Origin of the sequence: Kocuria palustris (genome assembly GCF_007666205.1) — a bacterium.
GTDB lineage: Bacteria > Actinomycetota > Actinomycetes > Actinomycetales > Micrococcaceae > Kocuria > Kocuria palustris_A.
Genome location: NZ_VDOR01000016.1, coordinates 1 through 10446, shown reverse-complemented (window position 1 = coordinate 10446; position 10446 = coordinate 1). Strand labels below are relative to the sequence as shown.

At 73.2% G+C, this 10446-nt stretch carries 11 protein-coding genes and 2 pseudogenes; 4 read left to right on the top strand and 9 right to left on the bottom strand.

Annotation, left to right across the window (positions count from 1 at the left end):
* Position 1: 1 nt before the first annotated feature.
* The gene (locus FSY66_RS11330) at positions 2-2518 is read left to right on the top strand and encodes a protein kinase domain-containing protein (RefSeq protein ID WP_144795026.1); all 2517 of its coding nucleotides are present in this window, start codon (positions 2-4) and stop codon (positions 2516-2518) included.
* Positions 2519-2680: 162 nt separating this feature from the next.
* On the opposite strand, the gene FSY66_RS11325 is transcribed toward FSY66_RS11330, so the two are convergent.
* Genes FSY66_RS11325 through FSY66_RS11315 form a run of 3 tightly spaced genes read right to left on the bottom strand, consistent with a single transcriptional unit; the run spans position 2681 to position 4329 of the window.
* Complete coding sequence (locus tag FSY66_RS11325) at positions 2681-3319, bottom strand: anthranilate synthase component II (protein WP_144795024.1); 639 nt, start codon at positions 3317-3319, stop codon at positions 2681-2683.
* A 44-nt stretch (positions 3320-3363) separates the two neighbouring features.
* On the bottom strand, positions 3364-3546 hold the full coding sequence (locus tag FSY66_RS11320) for a hypothetical protein (protein ID WP_144795022.1): 183 nt from the start codon (positions 3544-3546) through the stop codon (positions 3364-3366).
* 15 nt (positions 3547-3561) lie between these two features.
* A complete protein-coding gene (locus FSY66_RS11315; protein WP_144795020.1) occupies positions 3562-4329 on the bottom strand; it encodes a class E sortase in 768 nt (255 codons plus the stop codon).
* Positions 4330-4579: 250 nt separating this feature from the next.
* On the opposite strand from FSY66_RS11315, the gene FSY66_RS12970 reads away from it, so the two are divergent.
* Entirely contained in the window at positions 4580-5044 is a 465-nt protein-coding gene (locus FSY66_RS12970; protein ID WP_260853666.1) for a cell division protein CrgA, read from the top strand.
* Positions 5041-5307, top strand: coding sequence for a hypothetical protein (locus FSY66_RS11305; RefSeq protein ID WP_144795017.1), 267 nt, complete (start codon positions 5041-5043; stop codon positions 5305-5307). Before FSY66_RS12970 ends, FSY66_RS11305 begins: the two co-directional genes overlap by 4 nt.
* A 163-nt stretch (positions 5308-5470) precedes the next feature.
* Here the strand turns inward: FSY66_RS11305 and FSY66_RS11300 are convergent, their stop codons facing one another.
* From FSY66_RS11300 to FSY66_RS11285, 4 genes are all read right to left on the bottom strand, one after another.
* The gene (locus FSY66_RS11300; RefSeq protein WP_144795015.1) at positions 5471-6019 is read right to left on the bottom strand and encodes a YceI family protein; all 549 of its coding nucleotides are present in this window, start codon (positions 6017-6019) and stop codon (positions 5471-5473) included.
* A 174-nt stretch (positions 6020-6193) separates the two neighbouring features.
* Entirely contained in the window at positions 6194-6808 is a 615-nt protein-coding gene (locus tag FSY66_RS11295; protein ID WP_144795013.1) for a flavin reductase family protein, read from the bottom strand.
* Positions 6809-7044: 236 nt separating this feature from the next.
* A complete protein-coding gene (locus tag FSY66_RS11290; RefSeq protein WP_144795011.1) occupies positions 7045-7605 on the bottom strand; it encodes a flavin reductase family protein in 561 nt (186 codons plus the stop codon).
* Positions 7568-8479, bottom strand: a complete 912-nt coding sequence (locus FSY66_RS11285; protein WP_144795009.1) for an alpha-ketoglutarate-dependent dioxygenase AlkB — start codon at positions 8477-8479, stop codon at positions 7568-7570. Before FSY66_RS11285 ends, FSY66_RS11290 begins: the two co-directional genes overlap by 38 nt.
* A gap of 237 nt (positions 8480-8716) precedes the next feature.
* On the opposite strand from FSY66_RS11285, the gene FSY66_RS11280 reads away from it, so the two are divergent.
* On the top strand, positions 8717-9526 hold the full coding sequence (locus FSY66_RS11280; RefSeq protein WP_144795007.1) for an alpha/beta fold hydrolase: 810 nt from the start codon (positions 8717-8719) through the stop codon (positions 9524-9526).
* Between the two features lie 185 nt (positions 9527-9711).
* On the opposite strand, the pseudogene FSY66_RS13160 reads toward FSY66_RS11280, so the two are convergent.
* Together FSY66_RS13160 and FSY66_RS13155 are read right to left on the bottom strand one after the other, a co-directional pair.
* Positions 9712-9823, bottom strand: a pseudogene (locus FSY66_RS13160) (DapH/DapD/GlmU-related protein); the annotation flags it as partial.
* A gap of 234 nt (positions 9824-10057) precedes the next feature.
* Positions 10058-10198: pseudogene (locus FSY66_RS13155) on the bottom strand (maltose acetyltransferase domain-containing protein); the annotation flags it as partial.
* Positions 10199-10446: the final 248 nt, after the last annotated feature.

Below are 10446 nucleotides of genomic sequence, written 5' to 3'. Positions count from 1 at the left end.
CATGGAGCAGTCCCCCATCCCCGAGCTGATCAACAACCGCTACGAGGTCAAGGAGACCATCGGACGCGGCGGCATGGCCACGGTGTACCTGGCCTCCGACAGGCGGCTCGGCCGCGATGTCGCGATCAAGGTCCTCAAGCCCGAGCTCGCGCGCGACGACTCCTTCCAGGAGAGGTTCCAGCGGGAGGCCCAGGCGGTCGCCGGGCTGAACCACCACACCATCACGTCCGTCTACGACACCGGCGAGATCCCCCCGGACGTGCCCTCGGATGTCGCCTGCCCCTTCATCGTCATGGAGTACGTGCCGGGCCAGACGCTGCGCCAGCTCATCCGCGAGGACCGGCTCAGCACGGAGGAGTCCGTGCATGCCATGGAGGGCATCCTCGACGCGCTGGCCTACAGCCACCGCTCGGGCATCGTCCACCGGGACATCAAGCCCGCCAACGTCGTCATCACGCCCGACAACCGCGTCAAGGTGATGGACTTCGGCATCGCCCGCGCGGTCGAGGACACCCAGGCCGCCCTGACGCAGACGCAGGCCGTCCTGGGGACCGCGCAGTACCTCTCCCCCGAGCAGGCCCGGGGCGAGAACGTCGACGCCCGCTCCGACCTCTACTCGGCCGCCTGCGTGTTCTTCGAGATGCTCACCGGGCGTGCGCCCTTCGTGGGCGAGGCCTCGGTCGACATCGCGGCGCAGCACGTCCGCGACGCGCCGCCGCAGCCGTCGAGCCTCGCACCGCAGCTGCATCCCGACTTCGACGAGTTCATGGGCAAGGCGCTGGCCAAGCCCCGGGACGCCCGGTTCCAGACCGCGGAGGAGATGCGCCAGGCCGTCATCGGCCTGCGCGGAGTCAGCGAGATCGATGCGACCACGATGACTCGCCCGGTCGGCGGGGCTTCCGCCCTGGGCGCCTCGGCAGCCGGCGCCGGCACGGGCTCCGGGCAGACCGGCGCGCAGGATCGGGCCCGGATCGGGTCCGAGGACCAGGACGGTCCGCACACCCAGGTGGCCGGTGTCGCCGCGGGCGCCGGGCTGGGCGCCGGAGCGGCCGCGGGCGCAGCCCAGGCGGCCGGGCCGGCCGGCGAGGGGTCCGATGCCTCGGCGGCCGCGCCCGTCTTCACGATCAGGTCCTCGGCCGACGAGCCGCAGGCGGGCCCGGGGCCCGAGCTCGATCCCGATGCCCCGCGCGGCAGCCGCCCGGCGGCCGCGCGCGACGAGGAGCGGGAGGGCCGCGCTCCCCTGCTCTGGCTGATCCCGCTGCTGCTCCTGGCCGGCGCCGCGATCGCGGCCTTCCTCTGGTTCGGCCGCGGCCCGGACTCGGTGGAGATCCCCGAGGTCGTGGGCGTCGAGGCCGACGAGGCGCAGAGCCAGCTCGACGACGCCGGGCTCTCCGTGGAGGTCGAGGAGGAGCTCAGCACCGATGTGCCGCGCGATCACGTGGTCTCGGTCGAGCCCGGCGAGGGCTCGGAGGTCGATGAGGGCTCGACCGTCACCCTCACGGTCTCCGAGGGCAGCGAGGCCGTGACGGTTCCCACGGACCTGGAGGGCCAGTCCGAGAGCTACGTCCGCGAGATGATCTCCGCGGCGGGGCTCGAGCCGGAGGAGCAGACCCGGACCCGGAACTCCCCGGATGTCCCGGCCGACATGGTCGTGGCCACCGATCCCGAGGGCGGCGAAGAGGTCGCCCGGGACTCATCGGTCGGCATCGCCCTGTCGACCGGGCGCGTCACGGTCCCCGACGTCACGGGCATGACCCAGGAGGAGGCGAGCGACCGCCTGGCCGCGGACGACACGCAGCTCGAGACGGCCGTCGCGCAGACGGAGACGACGGACCAGCCGGCCGGCACGGTCGTGCGTCAGTCCGTGGACGGCGGCGACGACGTGTCCCAGGGCAGCACCATCACGATCACCGTCGCGGCGGCCCCTGCCGATGGCCGGTCCTCGACGGGCGACGGCGGTGGCGGCTCCGGGGGCGAGACCGGTGGGAACGCGGGCGGCGGCTCCGGTGGCAACACCGGCGGCGACACCCCGGGCGGCAGCACCGGGGGGAGCAGCGGCGGCGACACGGGCGGCAGCACCGGCGGCGCCCCGGGCGGCAATGCCGACGACACCCCGGGCGGGAACACCGGCGGCAACACCGGCGGAGACGCCGGCGGTGACACGGGTGGCGACACCGGGGACACGCCGAGCGGCAGCACGGGCGGCGACACTCCGGGCGGCAGCACCGGCGGTGACACGGGTGGCGACACCGGGAGCACCCCGGGCGGGAACACCGGCGGCGACACGGACGCCGGCGCGCCGGGCTCGGGCGATCCCGGCGCAGGTGAGCCCGCACCGAGCGCCGCGGCCACCGGGTCCCGACAGCCGGCTGAGGCCCCGGCCACGGCCGACACCGGCTCCGGCTCCGGCTCCGAGCAGGCTGCCGGCCGCCCGACCGGCGGCGCGTCCTCCGGCGGCTCCGGCAGCGCGGGCGGTTCGCCCTCCGGCGGAGCCCCGACCGGCGCCGAGCAGTCCTGAGTCCCGCAGCAGGGCCCGCGCGGTGCTGAGCCCTGCGCCTGCTCCTGGGGCCGGGGCGATGACACGGCCCGGCACCGCATGACGGTGCCGTGACGACGAGGGGGCCTGCGCTCGATCCGAGCGCAGGCCCCCTCGTCGTCATCTCTCGGGCAGGAGGCGCCCTCAGCGGGCCAGCAGCGGCGACAGCCCGGCGGCGGAGCGGGCCGCGCCCTCGAGCCCGCACATCTCCAGCCAGTTGCCGAGCATGAGGTGCCCCGATTCCGTGAGCACCGACTCCGGGTGGAACTGCACCCCGTGGATGGGCGCCCCGCGGTGGGAGAGGCCCATGATGTGCCCGTCCTCGGTCCAGGCGGTCACCCGCAGCGTCTCGGGGATGCCCTCGGGCGACACGCTCAGCGAGTGGTAGCGCGTCGCGGTGAACGGGGACGGGACGCCGGCGAACACCCCGGCGCCGTCGTGATGGACCTCGGAGGTCTTGCCGTGCATGAGCTGCTCGGAATGGCCGACGCTCCCGCCGAACACCTCACCGAGGGACTGATGCCCCAGGCAGACGCCGAAGAGGGGCCGGCCCGTCCGCTCGCTGCCGCGGACCAGCGAGGCGCACACCCCGGCGTCCGCGGGGGCACCGGGGCCCGGGGAGAGCATGACCCCGTCGTGGCGCTCGGCCAGCTCGCCGATCTCGGTCTCGGACAGCTCGTCGTTGCGCACCACCGTGGTCTCGGCCCCCAGCTGCTGCAGATAGCCCACGAGCGTGTAGACGAAGCTGTCGTAGTTGTCGACGACGAGGATCTTCACAGTCATGCCTGGCCTCCTGGTGCGGAAGGGATGGTCTTCGGCTCCCCAGGCTACTGCTGCGCGGCCGGCGGAGTGTCCACGGTGATCTCGCCCTGCAGCGGGGAGAACTCCTGCTGGATCCAGGGGAAGACCCACTGCATCAGCGCCAGGATCGCTGCCGCGATCAGCACGACGAGCAGCAGGACCCTGACGGCGAAGGGGCCGGGGAGATGGCGGAAGATCCAGGCGTACACGGGTGCTCTCCTGTCTCAGACGCCCTCGGCGTCGTGCCGGACGGTCCGGGCTATCTCGGGCGGCGGCCCGGCGGAGTTCGGGCGCCAGGACTCCAGCTCCGCATGCACGACGATCCGCTCCGTGTCGCCGTAGCGCGGGTGGCAGCTCGTCAGCGTCATGTAGCGCCCGTCGGCCGGCTCCTCGGGCTCCCCCGGGACCGGGGCGATCACCGCTGTGTCCTCGGGGCCGACGATGCGGGTCTGCGCGTAGCGGTAGGTGTAGTAGCCATCGGCGGTCCGCACGTGGATGCGGTCCCCCTCCCGCAGCGTGTCGATCGCGTCGAGCACCGCGCCGTTGGTCTGACGGTGGCCCGCCACCGCGAAGTTGCCCTGCTCGCCGGGCATGGCCGACCCCTCGTAGTGGCCCAGCCCCAGGGTGTCGAGCACCTGGGAGGTCGTGCCCTCGATCACCGGACGCGAGTAGTCCTGGCCCAGCCGCGGGATGTAGACGACGCCGATCTCGGTGCCGACGGGCCCCTCGTCCATGACGACGGGCTCGCCCACCGCGGTCGCGTCCGGGACCTCGCCCAGGGCCGGCTCGAGCGGCCCGTCGTAGCTGCGGGTCATCTCGCCGACCGCCTCGCTCTGGACGCTGTCGGCCTCGATATTGGTCCACCACAGCTGCCAGACGACGTAGAGCAGCACCACGGCACCGAGAGTCAGCAGCAGCTCGCCGATCACGGAGACGACGGCGGCCCCGGCCGGGTGCCGGCGACGGGGACCTGTGGGCTCTGCAGTGCTCACGCTGGCCTCTCGGGGGTGCTGACGCGGAAACGTCGGGGGGGGGCAGACCGGCGCGCACCCGGCGCGTGCGGCTGCGGGCCCGTACGGGCGGTGCACGGCCGGTGCACGGTCGCCGCATGGGACCTGGGGCTAGTATGGGCCGCGTTCTCGGCCCGGCCGACATCCGAGCGGGTTCCATGACGACGCCGCACCGCGGGCCCGTCCGCGCGGTCCGGTCGCGGCCCGGTTCATCCAGCAGGAGGTTGCACACGTGTCCCAGTCCAAGAAGCGCCGCCTGCGCGGCGGCTCCTCGGCGGTGTCGGGATCCGCCCAGTCCTCCACCGCCGCACCGGTCGTCGACGAGGAGCTGACCCGCCTGGCCGTCGAGGCCCTCCCCGAAGCCCAGCGCCGCCGGTGGGAGCGCGATCAGCGAGCCGCGGCCGCCGACCGCGAGGCCCGCATCGCCTCGGGCGAGGAGGCCGATGAGGACCGCGACGCGGAGGAGCTCGCCGAGGAGATCTCGGCCTCGGCCCGCGGCACCGCGCCGGACGCCGACCCCACCCCGGTCTGGTACAAGATCATCATGTTCGGGCTGATCGTCATCGGCCTGCTCTGGCTCATCCTGTGGTACCTGCTGGACTTCAGCTATCCGATCCCCGGCATCGGCTACTGGAACGTCGCGGTGGGCATCGGCCTGATGATGGTCGGACTGATCATGACGACGAGGTGGCGGTGACCCCCGTCGACGACTCCGGCGCCCCCGATGCCCAGGACGACGCCCGCCGCACGGCCGGCGGGTCGGAGGCACACCGGTCGGCCTCCCAGGCCGATGCCGAGGCGCGGGCGTCCGACCCGGAGCCGCTGAGGGACGAGATCGCCAAGGAGGCCCGCAGCTCCTCCCGCGGAGCCGCGCAGCTCGAGGTGCGGCTGCGACGCCTCACCCTGCTGCTCGTCGTCCTGGTCCCCCTGATCTGGTGGGTCGTCACGTCCGTGCGCTGAGCTCCCGCGTCCTTCAGGAGCCCCGCGCTGGCAGGACTCCGCTGCGGCGCCCGCACATCGAGAGCCGGACAGGAGGCAGCGCCCGCCGCCGGCGGGCGCTGCCTCCTGTCGTTGCGCACCTCGGCCGCCGTCGCGAGCGCAGTCGGCCGGGTGCGCCGTGCGATCAGCCCTGGGGCGCGGTGAAGGCCACGTCCAGGTTGATGACCACCTTGTCGGAGACCAGGACGCCGCCGGCCTCGATCGCGGCGTTCCAGGTCAGGCCGAAGTCCTTGCGGGAGATCGTGGTCGTGGCCTCGAAGCCGGCGCGGGTGGCCTCGAAGGCGTCCACGACGACGCCGTTGAACTCGGTGTCCAGCACGACGGACTTGGTCACGCCGTTGATGGTCAGATCGCCGGTGATCGTGCCCTCGCCGCCGCCGAGGCTGAACTCGGTCGCGTGGAAGGTCATCTCCGGCTTGCTCTCGACGTCGAAGAAGTCGGCGGTGCGCAGGTGGCCGTCGCGGTTCTCGTCGCCGGTGTCGACCGAGGCGGTCTTGATGACGGCGTCGAGGGTCGAGTCCTCGAGCTGCTCGCCGACGACGAACTCGGCGGAGACATCGTGGAACGTGCCGCGGACCTTGGAGATGCCGGCGTGGCGGACGACGAAGCCGACCTCGGAGTGCGCGGGGTCGAAGGTCCAGACGCCGGGGACGAGACGATCAAGGGTGCTCATGGGATTCCTCCTGTCGGCAGCGGTCGTGCCGCTGCGGGTCGCTGCGCTGATCCCGGCTGCGCCGCGATCAACTGCTTGATACATCACTCAACTTACGCGCGTCCACGTGACGTGTCAACAACATTCTCGGAGGTCTTCTCGGCGACGGGCGCGGGCCCGTGTCGTCCCGCCCCCTCAGATCTGGTACTCGGCCACGGTGCTCTCCGAGAGGCTGTGGAACTGCCGCTGGTGGTAGACGAGCGGGGCGCCGGCGGGCTCGGAGCCCAGGATCTCGAGGACCCCGCAGTTGAAGACCAGGGCCGGCCCGGCCTTGATCCGAGCCAGGGGCTCGACCCGCATGACCCGCCCGACGTCCGTCAGCAGGGGCTCGCCCGTGGGCAGGCGGCGCCAGTTCATGGCGTCGCCGAAGCGCGGAGCCCCGTGCGTCGCGAAGGCCTTGGCGATCGCGACGTCGGAGGAGTCCAGCAGATGCACGAGCAGGGTCTCGGCCTCGGCCACCAGGGCCGCCGAGCCGCGGCGCGCCTGGAGCGAGAACCCGATGATCGGCGGCTCGGCCGACACGGAGGACAGCGACGAGGCGGTCAGCCCCACCGGGCCGTCCGGGCCCTCGGCGGTGATGACGGCGACGCCGGCCGGGTGGCTGCCGAAGATGGCGCCGAATCCGCCCTTGAGGCTCGAGGTGTCCTCCAGCCGGGACGGGGGCACGACGAAGTCCGCGAGCTCGGCCGTGCGCTCCTCCGCCTCGTGCCCCTCCTGGACGGTCGCACCGCCGCCTGCTGCATCCGACATGTGACTCCCTTTCCTGCGCCGGTTCCCGATGGCGCGGCGCCGCTGCTTCCGGCGGGAGGCGGGCGATGCCGCCGCTCACCGGCCTCCGCAGCGGCCCCGACCGCCGCAGAGCTCGGTGCCGCTCGTTGTCTCTGCCGTTCAGGCTCCCACATGCGCTGCGCGCTCCGGGCAGCCTGCGTCATACTCGACAACACGAGTCCCCGCGCGGAAGATTCCGCGCCGCGTCAGGGCCCTGCTCAGCCGTCGAGGCCGTGGAACCCCCGCCCCCAGTGGACGAGCGGGCCTCCCCGGGAGTGCTCCGGGCCGGCTCCGCTCGGACCCCCGCGCCCCATGGCGACGACCCGGCCGACGACGAGGCGGTGCGTGGCCGCGGTGTGGATCTGCTCGGTCTCGAGCTCGAACCAGGCAGGCGCGGCGTCGAGCACGGCGGCGCCTCCGACGGGCGAGCGGCGGAACGGGACGCTGTCCAGCAGACCGTCCACAGGGTTGCCCGGCGAGGCGAGCCAGGTGGCGATCGATTCCTGGTCCCGGCGCAGCACGCTGAGGACCCATGTGGGCGAGGCCTCCACGGCGTCGCAGATGCGCGCTTCGTCGAAGAGGCTCACGGCCATGGTGGGCGGGTCGTAGGACACGTCCAGCCACCCTGTGACGGTCACGGCGTGATCGCGGCGGCGATGCCGAGCCGACACCACCGCGACTCCGGAGGCGAGCTCCTCGGCCAGCAGCCGGTAGGCGTCGGTGAACCGCTCGGAGCCCTGCTCAGCCTCGATCGCCTGCGGCCCGGTCTCGATCTCCACGGTGGCCTCCTGTCGTCGTGTCGTGCCCGGCGGCGTCCCGTTCATGATGCGGTGTCGCGGGACCGGCGAGGGATCCGGGACGGCGCAGCCGTGCCGTCCCGGATCCGATGCCGTGATCCGCCGAGGGCTGGGTGCGCCGGATGGTGATGTTCAGCCGTCCTCCGCCGCGCATGCCCAGGGCCGGATCACCCGTGCCGGGGCGCACCGCCGGCACCCCGTGATAGGCCCACCGCGAAGCCCGCCCGAAGACGAACAGGTCCCCGCTGCGCAGCTCGACGTCCTGGTGGGCCTGGCTGCGCGACTCGGGACCGCCGAAGCGGAAGATGCACGCATCCCCCAGGGACAGCGAGACGATCGGCTCCGGGCCCGATTCGTCCCGGTCCTGGTGCATCCCCATCGCCGCCGCGGCATCGTAGAAGTTGATCAGCGCCGTGGTGGGCTCGAACGACGCCGCCTCCGGGGAATCGCCCCCGTAGGCAGCCGCGACTCCCCGGCGCCCGAGGTCCACGAGCGGCTGCGGCAGCAGCTCCCCGGTCACCTCCTCCCGGCCATGCCCGGATGAGGCATCGGCTGCGGACGCGGCGCCCGGCGTCGTCTCCGTCGCACGTCCTGCCATGGGAGCCCAGGGGCGTCCCCAGGTCCTGCCCAGCACGGTCGACTGCACCGACATGACGCCCCCGCCGGCCATCACCTGGTGGCGCATCCGGTGCACGCCCCTGACCCATGAGCGGCACCGCTCGACCAGGGCGATCTGCTCCGCCAGGTCGAGCCAGTCCGGGACATGGACGGCCCCCGGGGCGATCTCGCGCGGCTCGCGGGGCAGCGTGAACAGCTCCGGGCCGCCGGGCCCCCTGAGCCTGCTGATCCTGGCCATGTCGCGCACCTCCTCGCCCGTCGCCCGCGCTGTCGCCTCCCCGGACCCGCCGGCTCGGGCGGGGCCGGGAACCGTGCCGCTCCGATCACCGGATCGGTCTCGATGACCTGAGGCTATCTCCGCGGGACGACAGCGCGGGCGGTCGGGGCACGCCGGGCAGTAGCCTGGGCATCAGGCACCGACCCGACGCGGCCCTCCGCCGGAGGCCGACCCGACGCCTCAGGAGGCTCCAGGACGATGAGCTCGCAGACCCGCACCCTCGAGATCGCCGAGGACACCGTCATCGCCTGCACGGACGAGGGCTCCGGCCCGGTCATCGTCCTGCTGCACGGCCACGCCTACGACCGTTCCATGTGGAACGCCCAGATCCCGGCGCTCGTCGAGGCCGGCTGGCGGGTCATCGCGCCGGACCTGCGCGGCTTCGGGGACTCCTCCGTCACGCCCGGCATCGTCTACACGGAGGAGTTCTCCGACGACCTCGAGGCCCTCCTGCAGCGACTCGGCATCGAGCGAGCGGTGGTCCTCGGGTTCTCCATGGCCGGGCAGGTGGCCATGGAGTTCGCCGCGCAGCACGGCGAGCGGCTGCGCGGCCTGGTCATCTGCGACACCGTCCCGGAGGCCGAGGACCTCGCCGGGCGTCGCCGCCGCAATGTCGGCGCCGACGGGATCCTGTCCGACGGCATGGAGGCCTACGCGGAGAAGGTGCTGGGTGCCATGGTCTCCCAGCAGACCATCGACGAGAGGCCCGAGGCCGCCGAGGCGGTGCGCCGCATGATCGCGGAAGCACCTGCCGACGGCTCCGCGGCGGCCATGCGCGGCCGCGCGGATCGCCGGGACTTCACCGAGCTCCTGCCGGCCGTCGAGATCCCGGCGCTCGTCGTCGTCGGCTCCGAGGACGCCTTCGACGGCGGCGCGGGGGCCAGGATGGCCGCGGCCCTCCCCCAGGGCCGGCTGATCACGATCCCCGGCGTCGGACACACTCCGCCCATGGAGGCACCGGAGGAGTTCACCGCCGCCCTCCTCGGATTCCTCGACGGGCTCGCCTGAGCCCATCGCGTCCGACGCGCCGATGGCGCGGCCGCGCGCTCGGCGCACGCTCCCGGGCGACGGCGGCTCGGCGGCCGCCCGTCCGCGCCGGAGGACTCATCCGCCGGCAGAGGGTGTCCATCCCGTGCGGTCCGCCTCGGTGACCTCCCGCAGCGGGCGGGCCGGCACTCCTGCGGCGATCGTCCGAGGCGGGACATCCCGCGTGACGACGCTCCCGGAGCCGATGATCGCCCCGTCACCGATCGTGACGCCCGGATTGATGACCACCGAGCCCCCGATCCAGACCTGATCCCCGATGGCCACGGGGCGTGCCCAGCAGGCCCCGGCGGCACGCTCCTCGGGGTGGATCGCATGCTGTGACGTGAAGATGCTCGTCCGCGGCCCCAGGAGCACCGAATCGCCGATGGTGATGCCCCCGCCGTCGAGCATGACGCAGTCGAAGTTCGCGTAGAAATCATCGCCCACGGAGATCCCGAAGCCGAACTCGCAGCGGAACGTCGGCTCGAAGTGCGCGCGCTGCCCCGCATGCGCGATCAGATCGCGCAGCAGGACGAGCCTCTCCTGCGGAGGTCTCGAGAAGCTCTCGTTGTAGGTCGTCGCGGCCAGCACCGCCGCCTCCCGGGCGCGGATGAGCTCCGGGGTCAGGTCGTCGTACATCTCGCCGCTGCGCATGAGCGCGCGCTGCTGTTCCAGATCCATGGCTCCAGCCTGGCACGCCGCCGCCCGGCTGCTCTCTCCTCACGGGGCAATCCGCGGTTCGGGACGCGGCGAGGCGCAGCACCCGGCGTTCCAGTCGGCTCTGCTCTGCGGGGTGCTGGCGACTGCGCTCCCGGAGACAGACGACAGCGGGGCCGCGAAAGAGCCCCCCTTGGGTATGGGAAAGGCCCCCAACCCCCCACCCCACCACGAGAACCGCGGGG

Coding starts and splice junctions, on each gene's coding strand:
- FSY66_RS11325 (WP_144795024.1), bottom strand. CDS start 3,319: ATGACTGTGAAGATCCTCGTCGTCGACAACTACGACAGCTTCGTCTAC.
- FSY66_RS11285 (WP_144795009.1), bottom strand. CDS start 8,479: ATGGCCAGGATCAGCAGGCTCAGGGGGCCCGGCGGCCCGGAGCTGTTC.
- FSY66_RS11300 (WP_144795015.1), bottom strand. CDS start 6,019: ATGAGCACCCTTGATCGTCTCGTCCCCGGCGTCTGGACCTTCGACCCC.
- FSY66_RS11295 (WP_144795013.1), bottom strand. CDS start 6,808: ATGTCGGATGCAGCAGGCGGCGGTGCGACCGTCCAGGAGGGGCACGAG.
- FSY66_RS11330 (WP_144795026.1), top strand. CDS start 2: ATGGAGCAGTCCCCCATCCCCGAGCTGATCAACAACCGCTACGAGGTC.
- FSY66_RS11280 (WP_144795007.1), top strand. CDS start 8,717: ATGAGCTCGCAGACCCGCACCCTCGAGATCGCCGAGGACACCGTCATC.